This is a genomic window from Bacillus sp. LH1 (genome assembly GCF_057924895.1).
In genome coordinates this window covers 3,970,424-3,989,367 of the sequence record NZ_CM175007.1, presented here as the reverse complement: position 1 = coordinate 3,989,367, position 18,944 = coordinate 3,970,424, and the positions used below count along the sequence as shown (strand labels likewise).

The 18,944-nt window shown below is 35.5% G+C and carries 25 protein-coding genes; 18 read left to right on the top strand and 7 right to left on the bottom strand.

Features of this window, described 5'->3' with window-relative positions:
- Positions 1-86: 86 nt before the first annotated feature.
- Complete coding sequence (locus tag ACX9TM_RS20540; protein ID WP_033696439.1) at positions 87-632, top strand: hypothetical protein; 546 nt, start codon at positions 87-89, stop codon at positions 630-632.
- A 19-nt stretch (positions 633-651) separates the two neighbouring features.
- Here ACX9TM_RS20540 and ACX9TM_RS20535 read toward each other — a convergent pair whose 3' ends face one another.
- Genes ACX9TM_RS20535 through ACX9TM_RS20520 form a run of 4 tightly spaced genes read right to left on the bottom strand, consistent with a single transcriptional unit; the run spans position 652 to position 4,073 of the window.
- Entirely contained in the window at positions 652-1,737 is a 1,086-nt protein-coding gene (locus ACX9TM_RS20535; protein ID WP_000486559.1) for an ABC-2 transporter permease, read from the bottom strand.
- 12 nt (positions 1,738-1,749) lie between these two features.
- Entirely contained in the window at positions 1,750-2,817 is a 1,068-nt protein-coding gene (locus ACX9TM_RS20530) for an ABC transporter permease (protein ID WP_000468525.1), read from the bottom strand.
- On the bottom strand, positions 2,807-3,688 hold the full coding sequence (locus ACX9TM_RS20525; protein ID WP_000922164.1) for an ABC transporter ATP-binding protein: 882 nt from the start codon (positions 3,686-3,688) through the stop codon (positions 2,807-2,809). Before ACX9TM_RS20525 ends, ACX9TM_RS20530 begins: the two co-directional genes overlap by 11 nt.
- Entirely contained in the window at positions 3,654-4,073 is a 420-nt protein-coding gene (locus ACX9TM_RS20520) for a GntR family transcriptional regulator (protein WP_000548045.1), read from the bottom strand. Before ACX9TM_RS20520 ends, ACX9TM_RS20525 begins: the two co-directional genes overlap by 35 nt.
- Before the next feature lie 166 nt (positions 4,074-4,239).
- On the opposite strand from ACX9TM_RS20520, the gene dacF reads away from it, so the two are divergent.
- The 14 genes from dacF (at position 4,240) to ACX9TM_RS20450 (ending at position 14,858) form a co-directional block, all read left to right on the top strand.
- Positions 4,240-5,430, top strand: a complete 1,191-nt coding sequence (gene dacF, locus ACX9TM_RS20515) for a serine-type D-Ala-D-Ala carboxypeptidase DacF (protein WP_000831998.1) — start codon at positions 4,240-4,242, stop codon at positions 5,428-5,430.
- Between the two features lie 169 nt (positions 5,431-5,599).
- Complete coding sequence (gene spoIIAA, locus ACX9TM_RS20510; RefSeq protein WP_000059135.1) at positions 5,600-5,950, top strand: anti-sigma F factor antagonist; 351 nt, start codon at positions 5,600-5,602, stop codon at positions 5,948-5,950.
- Positions 5,951-6,391, top strand: coding sequence for an anti-sigma F factor (spoIIAB, locus tag ACX9TM_RS20505; protein ID WP_001243398.1), 441 nt, complete (start codon positions 5,951-5,953; stop codon positions 6,389-6,391).
- Between the two features lie 12 nt (positions 6,392-6,403).
- Entirely contained in the window at positions 6,404-7,162 is a 759-nt protein-coding gene (gene sigF, locus ACX9TM_RS20500; protein ID WP_000350729.1) for an RNA polymerase sporulation sigma factor SigF, read from the top strand.
- Between the two features lie 135 nt (positions 7,163-7,297).
- The gene (locus tag ACX9TM_RS20495; protein WP_065381891.1) at positions 7,298-8,824 is read left to right on the top strand and encodes a sodium-dependent transporter; all 1,527 of its coding nucleotides are present in this window, start codon (positions 7,298-7,300) and stop codon (positions 8,822-8,824) included.
- Positions 8,824-8,922: a methionine/alanine import family NSS transporter small subunit gene (locus ACX9TM_RS20490; protein ID WP_000016828.1), complete on the top strand. Its 99-nt coding sequence runs from the start codon at positions 8,824-8,826 to the stop codon at positions 8,920-8,922. The genes ACX9TM_RS20495 and ACX9TM_RS20490 overlap by 1 nt, the downstream gene beginning before the upstream one ends.
- A 115-nt stretch (positions 8,923-9,037) precedes the next feature.
- Positions 9,038-9,658 carry a stage V sporulation protein AA gene (locus tag ACX9TM_RS20485; protein ID WP_000438369.1) on the top strand — a complete coding sequence of 207 codons (621 nt, stop codon included), beginning with the start codon at positions 9,038-9,040 and terminating at the stop codon, positions 9,656-9,658.
- Complete coding sequence (gene spoVAB / locus ACX9TM_RS20480; protein ID WP_000572936.1) at positions 9,651-10,067, top strand: stage V sporulation protein SpoVAB; 417 nt, start codon at positions 9,651-9,653, stop codon at positions 10,065-10,067. Before ACX9TM_RS20485 ends, spoVAB begins: the two co-directional genes overlap by 8 nt.
- Positions 10,068-10,081: 14 nt before the next feature.
- On the top strand, positions 10,082-10,540 hold the full coding sequence (gene spoVAC, locus ACX9TM_RS20475; RefSeq protein ID WP_000203810.1) for a stage V sporulation protein AC: 459 nt from the start codon (positions 10,082-10,084) through the stop codon (positions 10,538-10,540).
- 12 nt (positions 10,541-10,552) lie between these two features.
- Positions 10,553-11,569 (top strand): stage V sporulation protein AD, encoded by a 1,017-nt coding sequence (gene spoVAD, locus ACX9TM_RS20470; RefSeq protein ID WP_001241166.1) that lies wholly within the window; start codon positions 10,553-10,555, stop codon positions 11,567-11,569.
- 3 nt (positions 11,570-11,572) lie between these two features.
- Positions 11,573-11,923, top strand: coding sequence for a stage V sporulation protein AE (gene spoVAE / locus ACX9TM_RS20465; RefSeq protein WP_000345916.1), 351 nt, complete (start codon positions 11,573-11,575; stop codon positions 11,921-11,923).
- Between the two features lie 5 nt (positions 11,924-11,928).
- Positions 11,929-12,498 carry a stage V sporulation protein SpoVABEA gene (spoVAEA, locus tag ACX9TM_RS20460; protein WP_001254415.1) on the top strand — a complete coding sequence of 190 codons (570 nt, stop codon included), beginning with the start codon at positions 11,929-11,931 and terminating at the stop codon, positions 12,496-12,498.
- Positions 12,485-13,957 carry a spore germination protein SpoVAF gene (gene spoVAF, locus ACX9TM_RS20455; RefSeq protein WP_000165595.1) on the top strand — a complete coding sequence of 491 codons (1,473 nt, stop codon included), beginning with the start codon at positions 12,485-12,487 and terminating at the stop codon, positions 13,955-13,957. The genes spoVAEA and spoVAF overlap by 14 nt, the downstream gene beginning before the upstream one ends.
- A 97-nt stretch (positions 13,958-14,054) precedes the next feature.
- A complete protein-coding gene (locus tag ACX9TM_RS20450) occupies positions 14,055-14,858 on the top strand; it encodes a Cof-type HAD-IIB family hydrolase (RefSeq protein WP_065381892.1) in 804 nt (267 codons plus the stop codon).
- A gap of 31 nt (positions 14,859-14,889) precedes the next feature.
- Here the strand turns inward: ACX9TM_RS20450 and ACX9TM_RS20445 are convergent, their stop codons facing one another.
- A complete protein-coding gene (locus ACX9TM_RS20445; protein WP_000850515.1) occupies positions 14,890-15,756 on the bottom strand; it encodes a DUF1002 domain-containing protein in 867 nt (288 codons plus the stop codon).
- A 187-nt stretch (positions 15,757-15,943) separates the two neighbouring features.
- Here ACX9TM_RS20445 and ACX9TM_RS20440 point away from each other — a divergent pair, with 187 nt between their 5' ends.
- Both ACX9TM_RS20440 and ribT read left to right on the top strand, forming a co-directional pair.
- On the top strand, positions 15,944-16,381 hold the full coding sequence (locus tag ACX9TM_RS20440) for a peptidylprolyl isomerase (protein ID WP_000853782.1): 438 nt from the start codon (positions 15,944-15,946) through the stop codon (positions 16,379-16,381).
- A 460-nt stretch (positions 16,382-16,841) separates the two neighbouring features.
- Positions 16,842-17,210, top strand: coding sequence for a GNAT family N-acetyltransferase RibT (ribT, locus tag ACX9TM_RS20435; RefSeq protein WP_000908401.1), 369 nt, complete (start codon positions 16,842-16,844; stop codon positions 17,208-17,210).
- A 20-nt stretch (positions 17,211-17,230) separates the two neighbouring features.
- On the opposite strand, the gene ACX9TM_RS20430 is transcribed toward ribT, so the two are convergent.
- Together ACX9TM_RS20430 and ACX9TM_RS20425 are read right to left on the bottom strand one after the other, a co-directional pair.
- Complete coding sequence (locus tag ACX9TM_RS20430) at positions 17,231-17,749, bottom strand: DUF309 domain-containing protein (RefSeq protein ID WP_000283597.1); 519 nt, start codon at positions 17,747-17,749, stop codon at positions 17,231-17,233.
- 99 nt (positions 17,750-17,848) lie between these two features.
- A complete protein-coding gene (locus ACX9TM_RS20425) occupies positions 17,849-17,944 on the bottom strand; it encodes a YjcZ family sporulation protein (protein WP_000510194.1) in 96 nt (31 codons plus the stop codon).
- A gap of 169 nt (positions 17,945-18,113) precedes the next feature.
- Here ACX9TM_RS20425 and ACX9TM_RS20420 point away from each other — a divergent pair, with 169 nt between their 5' ends.
- Positions 18,114-18,857 (top strand): segregation/condensation protein A, encoded by a 744-nt coding sequence (locus ACX9TM_RS20420; RefSeq protein ID WP_065381893.1) that lies wholly within the window; start codon positions 18,114-18,116, stop codon positions 18,855-18,857.
- The last annotated feature ends 87 nt before the right edge of the window (positions 18,858-18,944 follow it).

The following is an 18,944-nucleotide window of genomic DNA, read 5'->3' as shown; positions in this document are numbered from 1 at the left end:
GAAGCGAAAGCATTCCTATCCTTTTTCTTTTGAATAAAAATATTTTGAAACTCCGATACTTTAATTAAAAGATCGGAGGAAAGATTATGAAATATATTGCTGCACTTACCATTTTATTTGGTGGTTTTTTCTGTTTTCAAACATTCACGTACGCAGATACGCCTATCCAAGTAGTGCGAAAAGAAGTGAAGTACATTGAAAATGATAATACAGTCTTATATTCGAAATTATGGGTTCGTTCTATGCAAAACGCAGTATTATTCCACCATAGCGATAATATTCGTAATCGGGACACATTACGTAATGTAACAAGTTCATCGCTTGTTAAAGCGAAGCAACTATCTTTTCAGAAAGCAGCACTTTATATACCGAGACTATCGCAATACGTATCAAAAATAGGGAAAGAAAACATTCAAGTGTACTACATTGCGATTCACTATAATGTGAAAAAAGAAAATGCATATCAATTAGATGGCATGAACTATTTTCTACAAGTATTCGTAAAAGAGCGTGGGGAATGGAAAATTGCCGAAAGTGTAGTTGCCCCGACAGAGCAAATTGTGCAAAATGGTGATGGATTTGGAATGAAAGAAGAGATGGTGTATGGGGATAGGAGAGAGAATTTAAAATAACCTCCTCTTAAAGAGGAGGTTATTTTACACGCCAAGAAAATTTTAATTTTAATAAGCGAGATAATAGTAGGTAGACTATCGTACTGGTCCCTATAAAACCAATATAATAATTTACGATAGAATGACTTCCGCCCGCTGCCATTCCTCCAAACATTCCAATAAAGATTACACAACATATCATACATAGTGTTTTAAGCTTCGGATATAATAGAAAGTTTCCATTTTGTTCATTAGGTGATCTTGTATATAAGTACATTCCTAAAGGGAATAGAATAAGCATATTTGCGATTGGACCGGTAAGTTTTGTTGCTGAAGGAATATATGTAAAATTAGGTTCATCATGACGTACGCCTTGTTGATCAGTATAAGCACGTTGAGGATCGTAATTAAAATTAATATTGAATCCGCGAACTGGCGCTAAAATACTCACTTTTTCTATTCCTGAACCGTAACGATCTACATTTTCCTCCGTATAGACGGTATGATTGGAAGTAAGTCCAACCGTATGAATAGAAATAGCTCCGGCAATTAGAGTCGGCAAAATAAAAGGGAATCCAAGTATAGCAACACTGAAGAATCCTTGTGAAATCATATTACCAGCAATTGTTCCTATGCATAATGCAAGTGTATATATAGCAACTAAGATGATAACCATGTACAAGAAGTAAGTATGAAATGGTGAAAATATTTGATACTTATTATGAAAGGTTGTCTTTTTCATAATAGCAAAAAGTCCCCAATTTAGTATAACGATAGCTACAATATTACACACACCAAAAAGCCATTTCGTTATGAAGAGATGTGTTCGTTTAAATGGCATAGACCATAAAATGTCACTTGATTGATTTTGACGTTCCCATCCAATAAGAATGCAGGCTAATATAATAAGGAGTCCTCCTTGAACCATAATAGCATCGGGAAGTGAAAGTTGATAATTATATCGGTATATATATTTCCATTCATTATGTTCATGAAAATATTTTAATTGCTCGGCAGCTGCTAAATAGTATTTATATGATAGTACATAAAAACTTACTAACCAAAATAGCCAAATAATATATTTACTTTGTTTGTAGGTATGCACCCATAATGCTTTTTGAAACATAGGATCTCTCCTTTAAAAAACTTTATAGTTTGTAAGACGTGATAATATAAAATAAGTGACGATTCCAAATAAAAAGAACCCAACATAGTAACTAAATAATAAATCAAAACGTTTTAACATTTGCCCACCTATTAATGCAAAATAAAAGGTAGTACCCCACATCCAGAGTGAGTTGTATTTTGGGAAAAGGAAAATTTTCTTATTATGTTCATTAGGTGATCGTGCATAAAGAAACATACCAATTAGTAAGCTGGAAATAGTATAGAAGATAGGAACAAGTATTACTTTTGCAGAGTAGTAACTATGAAAAGTGGGTCCCCTTTGTATTACTTTTCCATGATCTTTATCTGATTGGACAGTAGGGTGGTAATTATAACTAATTGAAAAGTCTAATATAGCGCTTGAAATGTTGGTCTTTTTATTGAATTTATAAATGTTTTCGAAATTCGTATAACTTTTATTCCCTTGTATTGCCTCAGCATGAGCTGTAAAGAAAAGGAGTAAGAGTGAAAAGATTCCCATTCCCATTATGCAAAAAGTAATGCTGAAGATGCTTTGTGAAATAATACTGCCAGTAAATGTACCTATACATAAAGAGACAGTATAGATAGCGATATATGTGAAAATTGCATACAAGAAATATCGATGAAACGGTTCGAAAGATTGATATTCAAAGTGAATCGTAGATTTATAAATAAAATACATAAGACCCCAATTGATTAGAAATGATAGTACAATGAAAAATCCACCGAAAACCCACTTCGATAAGAACATATCACGTCTTTTAAATGGAAATGTCATAAGTGAATCTCCATTTTGATTACTTCGCTCCCAGCCAATTAATATACAGGATAGGATAATTGTAATAATACTTAACCAAAAGCTATTAGAAGAATAAAAAGAATAATGATAGTAGAACTTTTCTTCACCTATTTTTTCTGGATGGAGAAAGAGAGACTGTTGAGTTTCTGCTGCTTGATAGTATTCGAAAGATAAAAAATAAAGTGAACTGAAGAGAAAAAGTAACGCAGCATATTTCCCACGCTTCCAATTCCACATCCATAACGCTTTATGAAACATATCCATCCTCCTCCAGTGTCGTAACGAAGACATCTTCAAGTGACATTGTTAATTCTTCAATGAGCAGTGGTTGTTCTTTATAGAACTTCTCGAGTGTTGTAGCCACATTTCCTTCAATTAAGATTGTATATACTTTTCCTGTTTGATTTAATATTTTAATATTGCTTAAGTTTTCTAGTTTTTGAGGTAATGAACGCTCGTAAGCTACTTGTATTTTTGCAAATTGTGATTTTGCATCGTCTAGTGACGTAATAGATGCTACAGTATGTCCTTTTAACATAATGATTGTATCTGCAATTTGTTCCACTTCATCTAAATGATGGGTAGAGATGAAAATGGTAATTTCTTTTTCTGCAACTTCTCCAACGAGAAACTGTAAAATCTGTCTTTTAACGATAGGATCAAGTCCGTTTGTTGGTTCATCTAAAATAATATATTCTGCTTTTGCAGCAACAGCTAAAATGATGGCAAGCAGTGCTTTCATTCCTTTTGAATAACTACGAATTCGTTTATTTGGTAAGTTGAAATGTTCTAGTAGTTCATAGAAATATGGTTCATCAAAAGCTGTATAAACTGCTTTATAAAACTTCACGATTTCTTTTACTGTATAACCGTTCAGTATGTTAGTAGAATCCGGAACATATACGATTTTTTGTTTCGTTTCAGGATTCTTATGAATGTCGATATCCTCATATGTAACAGTTCCCTCGTCTGGGTCTAAAATGCCGACCATCGTTCGTAATAAAGTTGTTTTTCCCGCGCCGTTTCTTCCAAGTAACCCGATGATACTACCTTTTTGTAATGTGAAAGAAACATCGTCTAAAATTGTTTGAGTATCAATTGTTTTCTTCAAGCTTGTCACTTTCAGCATCCGTATTTCCTCCAATCTCTTTATAGTATGAATCTATCCAATCATGAATTTTATCTTTCGTAACACCAAGATAAGAGGCTTCTAATAGTAATTGATGAAATTGCTTTTCAACCATAGCGATTTTCCTTTCGTCTAATGTTGGGGTAATCGATTGGGATACAAATGTTCCTTTTCCTCGTAACGTTTCAATAATTCCTTGTCGCTCTAACTCTTGATACGCTTTACTCACTGTATTTGGATTTATAACGAGTAAAGAAGCGAGTTCGCGTACAGAAGGAAGTTTATCACTTGGAGCCAACATGCTTTTCAATACGAGTTCTTTTATATTTTGAACAATTTGTTCCCATATCGGAGTGTTGCTTCTTGGGTCAAGTTGAATATGCAAGAGCAATGTCTCCTTCCTCATATGTATTAAGTGTACTACTATATGTAATACACTTAATACAATATAGGGGACGAATGTATTTGTCAACTGAAAATAATAGAAAAAATTGGTATTAAAAAAAGGGGAATTGGAAAAAATAGGTCTGATATAGAATGGAGGGTTAGTCATGAAGCGAGTTTTTGGAATACTTGTTTGTTTCATGTTATTGCTTTCTGGAACTTCAGTGAGTTTTGCGCAATCTGAAAAAACGAAGCAGGAGAAAACAGAAGAAACAACGCCGAAGTTAGCGGAACAAGCGTCGTCAGCAATCGTAATTGAGCAAGATACAGGTAAAGTTTTATTTGATAAAAACCCAAATGAAAAATTACCACCTGCTAGTATGACAAAGATTATGACAATGCTTTTAATTATGGAACAAGTTGAAAAAGGAAAACTAAAACTGACCGATAAAGTTAGAGCGAGTGAACATGCAGCTTCAATGGGTGGATCGCAAATCTTTTTAGAACCTGGGGAAGAGATGACTGTAAATGAGATGTTAAAGGGTATTGCAATTGCATCTGGAAATGACGCATCTGTTGCAGTAGCCGAGCACATCGCAGGTTCAGAAGAAGGATTTGTAAATATGATGAACAAAAAGGCGAAAGATTTAGGGCTGAAAAATACACATTTTCAAAATCCAACAGGTCTTCCGGCCAAAGACCATTATTCGACAGCAAATGATATGGCTATAATGGCGAGAGAATTGATGAAGTATCCACTTATTCGTAAATACACAGGTAAGTACGAAGATTATTTACGTGAAGATACGGATAAAAAGTTTTGGCTCGTTAATACGAATAAACTAGTACGTTTTTATCCTGGCGTAGATGGAGTAAAAACAGGTTTTACGACAGAAGCGAAATATTGTTTAACAGCATCGGCTGAAAAAAATGGCATGCGTGTCATTTCAGTTGTCATGGGAGCACCAACATCAAAAGAACGGAACAACCAAGTGACGAAGCTTCTTGACTATGCATTTGGACAATATATGACAAAGAAATTGTATACGCGCGGCGAAAAAATTAAGACAGTTCAAGTAGGAAAAGGGAAAAAAGAAAAAGTAGATTTAGTTGCGTCAGATAATGTTTCTCTTCTTATGAAGAAGGGCGAGAATATGGACAAGGTAAAACAAGAAGTAATTGCTGAAAAGAAAGTAAAAGCACCGATTAAAAAAGGTGACGCGCTTGGTACACTTGTTATTAAAAAAGATAAAGATGTTTTATTAAAACAAACAATTGTAGCAAAAGAAGATGTTGCTGCAGCGAGCTGGTGGGAGTTATTTAAAAGAAGTTTTGGGATGTTTTCAACATCAAAATAGCGGCAAATATTTTGCCGCTTTTCTATTCGTATGTAAGTGAATAATGCTGAAAGGTTTCACTTTATGACGAAATAGTTCTTCTTTTGTCAGCAGGAAGGATTCTTATTTTGTATCACGAAAATCTTTATGTATGTGAATAAGTAAAGTTTGAGCATAAGGAGGAAATCGTGTGAGTCTTTCCATGCAATTAGAAGTAAAACGTGACGTCCTATGTGTGAGACTAGAGGGTGAATTAGATCATCATACGGCTGAAGAGTTGCGAACGAAAGTAACAGATATGATTGAGACACATGGTGTTCATCATATTGTTTTGAGCCTAGAGAACTTATCGTTTATGGATAGTTCTGGTCTAGGTGTTATATTAGGCCGATATAAACACGTAAAGGGATTAGGTGGAGAAATGGTTGTTTGTGCAATTTCACCGCCTGTTAAGCGTTTATTTGAAATGTCGGGCTTATTCAAAATCGTTCGCTTAGAAGAAAGTGAAGCGCACGCGCTCGCGACGTTGGGGGTGGCATAGATGAGAAATGAAATGAACCTTCAATTTTCAGCATTAAGTCAAAATGAATCATTCGCTCGCGTTACAGTGGCGGCTTTCATTGCACAACTAGATCCAACGATGGAAGAATTAACGGAGATTAAAACAGTTGTGTCAGAAGCGGTTACAAATGCAATTATTCATGGATACGAAGGAAATGCAGAAGGTATTGTTTATATTTCTGTAATTTTGGAAGAAGCAATGGTGAAACTCACGATTCGAGATGAAGGGATTGGAATCTTTAACTTAGATGAAGCGAGACAACCCCTTTTTACAACTAAACCTGAATTAGAGCGTTCCGGAATGGGATTTACTATCATGGAAAATTTTATGGATGAAGTAGAAGTTATTTCAAACGAATCTTTCGGGACAACAATCCATTTGACAAAATACTTATCAAATAGTAACGCTCTATGCAATTAAGGAGAATAGCCTATGGACATAGAGGTCAAAAATGAGAAGAAGAAACCTCAGTTAAAGGACCACGAGCTAAAAGCGTTAATTCAAAAAAGTCAAGATGGAGATCAACAAGCGAGAGATACAATCGTTCAAAGTAATATGCGCCTCGTTTGGTCGGTTGTACAGCGGTTTCTTAATCGAGGATACGAACCAGACGACCTATTTCAAATTGGATGTATTGGGCTCTTGAAATCGGTAGATAAATTTGATTTATCTTTCGACGTGAAATTTTCAACATATGCAGTTCCAATGATTATTGGTGAAATACAACGTTTCTTACGCGATGATGGATCAGTGAAAGTTAGTAGGTCTTTAAAAGAAACAGGAAACAAAATTCGAAAGATGAGAGATGAGCTTTCGAAAGAATTCGGAAGGGCTCCAACGATTAATGAAGTGGCAGAGGCACTAGAACTAACGCCAGAGGAAGTTGTTCTAGCACAAGAAGCGAGCCGGGCCCCTTCATCTATACATGAAACTGTATATGAAAACGATGGAGATCCAATCACTATTTTAGATCAAATTGCAGATCAATCTGAAACGAAATGGTTCGATAAAATTGCTTTAAAAGAAGCGATTAGAGAACTAGATGAACGAGAGCGCTTAATTGTATACTTGCGTTACTATAAAGATCAAACACAGTCAGAAGTAGCCGAGCGCATAGGCATTTCGCAAGTACAAGTTTCAAGACTTGAAAAGAAAATATTAAAACAGATGAAAGATCGAATAGACGAATAATTGTCTATTCGATTTTTTTATGCCGTTAATAGGAGAGAGATGTTAATTTTCGCAAAAATTAACAGAATTTATTGATAATTTAGTCAATTTAAAATATAATCCAAGTATGAACTTGTCATAAAGGGGGAAGGAAACATGGAAACGAGGCAACAATGGGGAACGAGAGCTGGATTTATTTTCGCAGCGGTCGGATCTGCCGTTGGATTAGGAAACATATGGCGTTTTCCTTATACAGCGTATGAAAATGGAGGAGGAGCATTCTTTTTACCGTATTTATTTGCATTATTAACGACTGGTATTTCATTGTTAGCGTTTGAGTTTGCCCTTGGTCATCGTCATCGTGGCTCAGCACCACTTACATTTTTCCGTATTAGCCCGCGTGCAGAATTTATTGGATGGTGGCAAATGTGCGTAACATTTATTGTTTCAACATATTATGCATTGATTATTGCTTGGTCTATATCGTATACATACTTTGCAATTACTGGAGCATGGGGAAAAGACACGCAATCATTTTTATTTAAAGAGTACTTACATGTTGCAGATAAGCCAGGACAATTTGGAGGACTTGTACCAGAAGTATTAATTCCGTTAGCTCTCGTTTGGATTATTGTGCTTGGCGTTGCATTTAAAGGAGTTAAAAAAGGAATCGAAGTTGTTAACCGTATATTTATTCCTTTATTAGTTGTTATGTTCCTTATTATCGTTGTTCGTGCAGTGACGATGGAAGGTGCTATGCAAGGACTAGATGCATTCTTTAAACCAGATTGGAGTCGTATTTTTGATGGGAAAGTATGGCTTGCTGCTTACGGTCAAATATTCTTTAGTTTATCTTTAGCATTTGGAATTATGATTACGTATTCTAGTTATTTACCGAAAAACTCGGATACAACAAATAATGCCTTTATTACTGGATTTGCAAACTCAGGATTTGAATTATTAGCAGGTATTGGGGTCTTTGCAGCTCTTGGATTTATGGCAAATAATATGGGAGTACCGGTTGATAAAGTAGCAAGTGCTGGCGTTGGGCTTGCGTTCGTAGTATTTCCCCAAATTATTAATGAATTGCCGATGTCACCGTTGTTTGGTGTTTTATTTTTCTTATCGTTAACGGTTGCTGGAATTACATCACTTATTTCACTCGCGGAAGTATGCTTTGCCGCTGTATCTGAAAAATTCAGTTTAAGTCGGGAAAAAACTATTGGAATTATGGGAACCCTTCTCGTGTTAGTTTCTCTTGTTTTTGCAACACGTGGTGGACTTATGTTCTTAGATGTTGTCGACTATTTCGCTAATAATTTCGGATTAATTACAATTGCACTTGCGGAAGTAGTTACGATAGGGCTCATTTTACGCCGTTTACCAGTTTATCAAAATCATGCAAACTTTGTATCTGATATTAAATTAGGAACGTTTTGGAGAGTGAGTTTACTCGTTATTACTCCGCTTATGTTAGGGTATATGCTAATTGATGGTACAATCCAAAATATTAAAAAGAACTACGGAGATTATCCGACTGAGTTTGTTGTAACGTATGGTTGGTCGATAGCAGCAGCATTCCTCATAGTTGCAATAATCATTGGCCTGAAAAAATGGGATGCACAAATTCATTCGGATTCTGCCAAGCTTGAAAAAGAATGGAAAGATCGAGGTGTTTCATAATGAGTGGATCAGCGATTATGATGATGGTTATTGGAATAGTAGTCATTTGGGGAGGGCTTGCATTAAGTATTGTAAACTTATTTAAGAAAAAGGCATAAGTAAAAAACATCTGTACCGAAATGGTGCAGATGTTTTTTTATGAAAAAATTGTATTAGAAAAAAATTCAATAACCATACTACAACTACGAGGAAGAGTGAAGGGGTGAATGAAAGTTGGAACAAACGATTTATATTAAAATGCGCAATCGTTTAAAAGTTTCTCCTACTTATGAAGTAAAGCTGGGCGATGTTGCTCAACTTGCCGGAGATTCTTCCGTAGTTGAGTTGTTACAAAATGAGATAGTTTACAAAATAACAGCGCATGATAAGACGCATGTTGTAATTGATGTTATGAAAGTAATTGAGATTATTCAACAGAAAGCATCTCATGTACAAATTAATTTACTCGGTTCTGGACAAACTCTTGTTGAAATTATATACGAAAAAAAGAAGACACACCCAATTTTTTTCGGGCTTGTATGGCTGTTACTGTTCATTGGAGCGGCCCTTGCGATTATTTATTTCCATGAAGATGTAAGTATGCAACAAGTACATCAACGGTTATATTACATGATTACTGGAGAATTTAATGCGCAACCACTTTTATTTCAAATCCCTTATTCTTTAGGTCTTGGCTTAGGGATGGTTTTATTTTTTAATCATGTATTTCAAAAGCGAATTAATGAAGAGCCGAGTCCGTTAGAAGTTGAGATGTTTCAATACCAACAGTCACTTGATCAGTATGTAATCGTTAATGAAAACAAGGATAATATGAAACAACTTGCCGATGATTGAGTCTGGATTTGTTATTTTAATTGGTTTAGCTGGAGGGATTGCGGTAGGTAGCGGATATGTCGCATTTTTAGCTGTACTTGGTATAATCCCCCGTTTAGCCCAATTAACGAGAAGTGGAAAGCATATTCAATATTTTGAGTGGGCAGTCATTGCAGGTACTTTAACAGGGGCTTGGTGCAGTTTGAAAAACATTACATTTCAAACGTCGCAGTATTGGCTCGTTATATTAGGGATATTTTGTGGCACATTCATCGGAATGCTTGCTGCGGCATTAACAGAGGTGTTAAATGTTCTGCCTATTTTAGCGAAACGAGTAGGGGTAGAGGGGAAGATTATTGTTTTACTCGTTGCTCTTGTACTTGGAAAAGTAATAGGATCGTTGTTTCACTGGATTTATTTCGTAAAGTAGGAGGCAGTATATAAATGACAAGTCAGAAATTGAAGGATGATTACATAAATAAAGTGAAGGAGTATCATCCAAAGCCAAACTATTTACTAAATTGTATCAAAGCATTTCTTGTAGGTGGACTCATTTGCACAGTTGGAGAAGTATTGATGAAATTTTATATACATTATTTTCACTTCAGTGAACAAGAGGCAGGAAACCCAACTGTTGCAACCCTTGTTTTATTATCCGCGATTTTAACAGGGTGTGGTGTATATGATAAAATCGGTCAATTTGCTGGAGCAGGATCAGCGGTACCGGTAACAGGATTTGCAAATTCTATGGCGAGCGCTGCCTTAGAACATAAGAGCGAAGGGGTTGTTCTAGGGATTGCTACAAATATGTTTAAACTGGCAGGAAGTGTGATTGTATTTGGGGTTGTTGGTGCATATATCATTGGGTTAATAAGGTATACCTTTAAAATTTTTATGTCTTAAAGGAGGGCTAGTATGAGGTTGACCGGAAAACAAACGTGGGTATTTCAAAATGATATATATGTGAATGCAACGGGTACTGCTGTCGGTCCGAAAGAAGCTGAGGGCCCTCTCGGGAAAAAATTTGATATTTCATATGGTGACTTGCATTGTGGAGAAGAAAATTGGGAGCTTGCCGAACGAAGATTAATGTCAGACTCAATTCAACAAGCAGTGCAAAAAGGGAATATAAAAACATCGCAAATTGATTTCTTTTTAGCGGGAGATTTATTAAATCAAACAGTGACAGCAAATTATGTTGCGCGTAAGTGGGGCATTCCTTTTTTAGGAATGTTTAGCGCTTGTGCGACGTCTATGGAGACTTTAGCAGTTGGCTCAGCTTTTATAGACGGTGGATTTGCAAATCGTGTCTTAGCTACAGTAAGTAGTCATAATGCAACGGCTGAAAGACAATTTCGCTATCCAACAGAGTACGGTGGACAAAAGCCAGGGACAGCAAATTCAACTGTGACTGGTGCAGGATCTATATTAATTAGCAATGAAAAAAGTGCAATTAAAATTACGTCGGCTACAATTGGAAAAGTGCAAGATTTAGGAATTACAAATCCTTTGGATATGGGGGCAGCGATGGCTCCAGCAGCAGCTCATACAATTCAACAACATTTTGAAGATTTAAGAAGAAGTGCCGATGATTATGATTTGATTGTTACGGGTGATTTATCAGCTGTTGGGACGCCGATTGCGAAACAACTTTTACTTGAGGAAGGTTATGATCTTGGGCATATATACAATGATTGTGGATTGATGATTTATGAATCAAGTCAAGAAGAAGTGTTTGCAGGTGGTAGTGGTTGCGCTTGTTCAGCAGTTGTCACATATGGTCATTTATTACACGAGATGCAAAAAGGGAATTTACAACGAATTTTTGTCGTTGCGACTGGTGCATTATTAAGCCCGATGATGATGCAACAGAAGGAAACGATTCCAACAATTGCACATGGTGTCGTATTTGAGAGAGTTAAAGGAGAGTGAATTGTGGATTTTATATATGCATTTCTTGTAGGTGGAGTTATTTGTTTAATTGGGCAACTATTGTTAGATTTCGTAAAGTTAACACCAGCTCATTTAATGGCAACTTTTGTAGTCATCGGAGCAATTTTAGATGGATTTGGATTGTACGATAAACTAATAAAGTTTGCAGGTGCTGGAGCAACAGTCCCTATTACAAGTTTTGGACATTCACTATTGCACGGAGCAATGCATGCAGCAGAAAAACATGGATATTTAGGAATTGGTATTGGCATGTTTAGTTTAACGTCTGCGGGCATTTCCGCAGCGATATTGTTTTCGTTTTTTATAGCACTTATATGTAAACCGAAAGGATAAATCAAATGAGACGAAGGGTTGTTTTGGTCACAGATGGAGATGAATATGCAAAGCGGACAATTGAGCTTTTAACGAAGGAATTTGGGGGAAGGTGTATTTCAGCATCACAAAGTAATCCAACCAAATTGACAGGGAAAAAAGTTGTTGAGCTTATTATGCAAACGCCATATGACCCTGTATTTGTCATGTTTGATGACAGTGGATTTATTGGAGAAGGATCTGGTGAAAAGGCTTTAAAATATGTGGCTACCCATAAACAAATTGATGTGCTCGGTATTTTAGCGGTAGCGTCTAATACGCATCATTGGGAATGGGCACGTGTAGATGTAAGTGTAGATCGGAATGGGAATTTAACCGAATACGGTGTTGATAAATTTGGACTTCCAGATGGCGAAATTGGCAGAATTAGCGGAGATACAATTTATTGTTTAGATGACTTGAATGTTCCTGTCATCGTTGGAGTCGGTGACATTGGTAAGATGTGTGGAAATGATGAATGGGAGAGGGGATCACCTATTACGAAGAAAGCAATTCAATTAATTTTGGAAAGGAGTGGTTTTTATGACGAAGCCTAAAAAAGTGGATATCCCTATATCAACTTTCATAAGTGACAATGAAAATTATTTAAAGCAGACAGTTGGGCTAGGCGTTACATACGATGTTGGCATTCGTAAATTTCAAATTTTGAATAAAGAAATTGGTGTGTTATTTGTAAACGGACTTTGTGATACAAATTATATTATCCCTATTTTAGAAGAAGCGGTGGATACAAATGAGATAAGGGATGTAGAAGAAGATACAGTGAAGCTTTTAGAGAATCGCTTAATCCATCAACAAGTAAGTAAAGTGAAAACGATGGATGAGGTAATGCTCCAAGTATTATCAGGACTCATCGTGATATTTGTGGAAGGTGAAACGGAAGCGTTTGCAATCGATGTTCGTAGTTATCCAGGGCGAACGCCGACAGAACCAGATACCGAAAAGGTAGTACGCGGTGCAAGGGATGGATTTGTTGAAAATATCGTTGTAAATACAGCATTAATCCGTAGAAGAATTCGAGATCCACGTCTTCGAAATGAAATGGTTCGAGTAGGAGATAGATCACAAACGGATATTTGCATTACATACGTTCAAGATGTTGCAAATCCAGATTTAGTAAAGATTATAAAACAAGAATTAAATAACATCGATGTAGATGGAATTACGATGGCGGATAAAACAGTAGAAGAATTTGTTGTAAAGCAAAGCTATAACCCATTTCCACTTATTCGATATACAGAAAGGCCAGATGTAGCAGCAAATCATCTACTAGAAGGACATGTGTTAGTACTTGTTGACACATCGCCAAGTGCTATGATTACACCGACAACATATTTTCATCATTTACAGCACGCGGAAGAGTTTAGACAAAATCCAGCTGTCGGTACATTTTTACGCTGGGTGCGCTTTTTAGGTGTTATATTCTCGTTATTTTTATTACCATTTTGGTTAGTGTTTGTATTTGATCCAACTCTTTTGCCAGCAAATCTTGCTTTTATTGGACCGACTAAGATGACGCATTTACCAATTTTATTACAGGTGTTAATGGCAGAGGTCGGACTTGAGTTTTTAAGGATGGCAGCCATTCATACTCCAACGCCGTTATCGTCTGCAGCAGGGTTGATTTCCGCTATATTAATTGGTCAAATTGCAATTGATGTAGGTTTGTTTGTGCCAGAAGTAATTTTGTATGTAGCAGTTTCGATGATTGGTGCATATGCAACACCGAGTTATGAATTAGGATTAGGGAATAAGGTTGGGAAATTGTTTGTTATTATTTTAACAGGCCTCTTCCATGAGATGGGATTTGTAATTGGTATGACGATATTAATTTTATTTTTAACGTCTATAAAAAGTTTACAAACACCTTATTTATGGCCGTTTTTACCATTTGATTGGGGCGCATTAACAAAAATTTTACTCCGTCCAACGATGTCTAGTTTAAAAGTACGACCAAGTATTGTAAGACCTCAAAATGTAAAAAGACAAAAATAAACGGGATTATACACCCGTTTATTTTTTTTAGCAAAAATTTATTATTTTTTAACAAAAATCAAACATTTTTTGTGTACACTTAGAGTAGATATTGTGTATGGAAGGGGAAGAGGACATGATTAAATTATTTGTAAGTGATTTAGATGACACGCTCGTTTACGATGTGAATCATATGCAAAAAGAAGATGAACGTGCGCTGTGTTGGTTAGCTGAGAAAGGGACAAATATTTGTTTTGCCTCTGGCCGCTTTACACACAGAATTGATGAAGTTGTAAAAAGGTTTTCATTCCCATATTACACAACTGGCTTAAATGGAGCGACAATGTTGCTTCCGGATGGAAATTTATTTCATGAATCGAGTTTTGAAAATGTGGTTGCCCAGGAAATATATCGATATATACATAAAAAAGGACTAGCGGATATTGTTTGTGCAAACGAGCAGCGATATACAAAAAGGAAGAATGAACATCACCATAATTTTGAAGCGTATATGGGCGTGCATATCGCTGAAATTGAAGCGTTAGAAGAAGAGTTTGGTAAGACTGTACACCCTGCAAAATTGTTTATTTTTGGAGAAGAAGAGAAAATTGTGACGTTAGATCAAGAGCTACGAGATACGTTTCAAGGCGAAGCGGAAGTTTTTATATCAGGTAAACGCTATGTTGATATTATGCCAAGAGGCGTGAGTAAGGGGAGTGCTCTAAAGCGACTAATGGATCATTTGCAAATTGAAGCAAATGAAGTTGCTTGTATTGGAGATTCTTTCAATGATATTTCTATGTTTGAAGTAACCCCGCATTCATTTACTCTTCATCATGCCCATCCATATGTAAAGGAGAAAGCAAATCATATAGTGCGTTCGGTTGAAGAGGCTGTTATGAAATTACCGTTACTTGTATAAAAAAGAAGCCCGTCACTGGCGGGCTTCTTTTTTACTTGAATAAAGATTTAACAAAATCAATGATACTTGAGAAGAAATCTTTCACTTTATCTAGAAAACTTTGTCCTTCTTCAGAACCTAAGAAGGCAGAAACGTGTTCTTTTGCTTTGTTTAATTGACTACCAACTTGATTCCAATCGATATTAAGATTTTTCATTTTATCAAATAACGATACTAAGTTATCTAACTGTTCATCTGTCAATGTAATGCCGAGTTGATCAGCAATTTTTTTAATTAATGAACGTAAATCTTCTGTTGTTTTTGGCTGTTCTTTTGCAATTTCTTCTTTAATTTTTGCAACAAGTTGAACTGCTTTTTCTTCACCAATTTTATCACCAAGCTGGGCTGTTTGTACCATTTCTTCATTCGCTACTTTTTTAACTTCTTCAGGAATTTGTTTATTGGACGCAGTTTCGTATGCTTTCATTAATCCAGTTAAAGCTGCAGTTCCTGAAACTTTAAAAGGTGCAGTAATTTGAATTTCTGCATCTTTTACACCTGCTGTAATCAAAGCGTTAGTGTACATTGCATCTGTTACCCAGTTAATGTTCTTTGATCGTACAATAAGACCAGATCCTGGTTTTGTGTATGTAATCATAGAAGAAGAAATTGCTCTCGTACCAATTTGTGCTTTTGGAACAATGCCTTCTAGAAATTTATGTTCTTCCGCATTAGATACAGTGATAATTGTAGCATCTTTTGGTGCTTTCATTTCTTTTAACAGATCTTGTTTTTGTTGTTCGGATAAGTTCTCTCCTAATGTAACAATTGATTCTCCCTCAATGATGTCTGCAAATGAAGCTGTTGGCATCATAAATACCGTTACAGCTAATAGCAGAGCTAATAATTTCGTTTTCACGAAAAATCGCTCCCTTTCTCTTTCTAAAATTTTCGGGCAACAAAGTTATTATAGTATATATTTCTTATTTGTCACCTAGCTTTTTCCACATTTCAAAAAAGAAGTATCTAGATTGTCGGATTCTTTTTGTTTCTAGTCATGAATGTGGTAATATAGTGCTGAGATAGTTGAAAGGAGACATATACGTATGAAAACTTTAGGATACATATTAATGGAAAACGGTGAAAAAATCGACTTGGAATTTTTCCCAGAAGAAGCACCGAAAACAGTAGAAAACTTTAAAAAATTAGCAGAGCAAGGATTTTATGACGGTGTTACATTCCACCGTGTTATTCCTGGCTTCGTAAGCCAAGGTGGAGACCCAACAGGTACAGGTGCAGGTGGCCCAGGTTACTCTATTCCATGTGAAACTGATGGAAACCCTCATAGACACCTTGTAGGATCACTTTCTATGGCTCACGCTGGCCGTAACACAGGCGGTAGCCAATTCTTTATCGTTCATGAGCCACAGCCGCATTTAGATGGTGTTCATACTGTATTCGGTAAAGCAACAAGCGGTATTGAAACAGTATTAAAAATGCGTCAAGGCGATGTAATGAAAGAAGTTAAAGTTTGGGAAGAATAAGGTAAGGAAAAAGAGAGCTTTTGCTCTCTTTTTTATTTTTAATGAGATTGAGTACTACTTCTACAGCTCATCATACAAGTAGTATTGTTGCTAAAATATATTGTTTGTGAGAACAAACCTTTAACCAATTACATAGAATACATTACATTATATGTTTCAATAAATATTTTTTGTTATATTAATTTTGCTAGAATTGTGCTGCTTTAGAGTAACTATAAATGAAGTGCTGTTGAATGATATGTTTCTTTCCATTCCATATAAAATTTTCTTTTTTTAACTCTATTTATTAAAGGAATAGTGCTGAAACATAGATTTGACTTTCTTCTTTTCGCTTTGTATGATTATCAAGTTGTTTTAGACTCTTCTCACTCTGTTGAAAATATTGTAAAATGAATGTGATATGAAAAGAGTGATTGAGGGGATTACTAGTTTGTAACTTTTGTAAGAAGGGATAAGGGTTATGTTAATTCGTTTTAAAAAAAGTTATGAAAAAATTGCAATGGGGCTTCTTTCGTTTATGCCAACTGAAAAAGATGTGAAAACATTACAATTGACAATGAAAGAATATGAAGCAAAAGATGATTGGCAATTGTATTTGTGGAAAGAAAATGAAGATTTTGTTGGAATAATGGGGATTGTAAAAAAAGAGAATCAAGTATTAGAAATTCAGCATTTGAGTGTGAACCCGTCTCATCGTCATGTGGGGATTGGGACGAAGATGGTTCAAGAGTTAAAGAGTAAATTTCTTGAGTTTACAATTTGCGGAAATGAGCAAACAGCAAGTTTTTGCGAAAAATGTAAAGGGCTAGAACAAAATATACATTCGTGAAAGCAGAGATAAGTAGTTTATTATCTCTGCTTTCTTTTTTGTAATTGTTCGTTTCGTTCAGTAATGACCTCTGTGCGATCACGCAAAGTGTGCTTGTTTATAATATATTCACCTGGGATAGCATTCAAGTCTTTCCAAGAGAGGTTTTGTTTTTGACATAACTCTATGCACTGCTTCTCTAACGATGAATCTGATAAGGGTAAAAATAAAGGTACAAAACGTTCTTTTTTATGGATAGATTGCAATCTTTCATTGAGCAAGGAAAGAAGTTGTACTTGATTAATTCCTAAACGTTGTAAAGGCACACCGCTTTTTTCTAAAATTGTAATTGCGCTTTTCATCATTTTTGTAGAACCATTCCAATTAGCACGTCTTTGGTGGTATAAAGAAACTGCAATTTGAATGAGACCAACTAAGTAATGATCACGATTACCTCTTGGTTTTGTCTTCCAATACTCTTCTAGTATTTCGTGGCATTCAAAATAGTCATAATCTCCATGGAAATGAATTAAAAATTGTATGTATTCGGTAGGATACATGTTTTCTCGCTCCTATCTAACGGTTATACATATAAGTGTATCATAGAAATATGAACAATAAACGACTAGGAGGTTTCCCCCTAGCCGTTATTGTTCATATTAGCAGAAGCAAGCTGCTCCTACAATAATTAGTAAAATAAACAGTACAACAAGTAATGCGAACCCACCGCTAAAACCACAATCAACGTGACCCATAGTTTTTTGACCTCCTACATTGTTCTTACTACACTGTTATCATATGAAGTGGTGGGCATGATGACATAGGCATCGGTCTATTTTTAATTAAATTTCTTAAAAAGGTTGGATAGAACATGAGTATGCTCTATACTTATGTTGTTATAGAAAAAATGTGGTGGGATGCTTTGTGCAATATAATTTTAAAGTAGAGGCTTTTGAAGGGCCGTTAGATCTATTGTTACATTTAATACATCGTTATGAAATTGATATATATAATATTCCTGTAGCAGATATTACAGAGCAATATTTATCTTATGTGCATACGATGAAAGAACTTCAATTAGATGTTGCAAGTGAGTATTTAGTAATGGCTGCAACGTTATTACAAATTAAAAGTAAGATGTTGTTGCCGAAACATGAAGAAGATGTACTTGATAACGGTGATGATTTTATAGATGATCCTCGTCAAGAATTGATGGAGAGGTTAATTGAATATAAGAAATATAAGCAAGTTGCTACTGAGTTAAAAGAAAGAGAACAAGAAAGAGCACAGCTATATACACGTCCACCAATTGACTTTACATCGTTGCAACAAGAAGAGGAGACAAGCTTACCTCTTGATGTTACGTTATATGATATGCTAGCAGCATTTCAAAAATTAATGCGCCGTAAAAAGGCAAAAAAACCTGTAACAACACGTATTACTCGTCAAGAAATACCAATTGAACAGCGAATGACTGATATTTTAAAACAGTTAAAAATAAAGGGTGGTCGCCAAAGTTTTTATGATTTGTTTGTTGATGATGAACGTGAAATAATGGTTGTAACATTTTTAGCAGTTCTGGAACTTATGAAAAAACAACAAATCATAATTGAGCAAGAACATAATTTTGATGAAATTTTCGTATCAAGCTCTAATAAATCTGCATAGAGCCAGTATGTGAAAATGGGATAGCAACATTTTATCTCATGCTATGTTTTAATGTATCGTTTGGAACAAGAGAAAAAATATTGAACC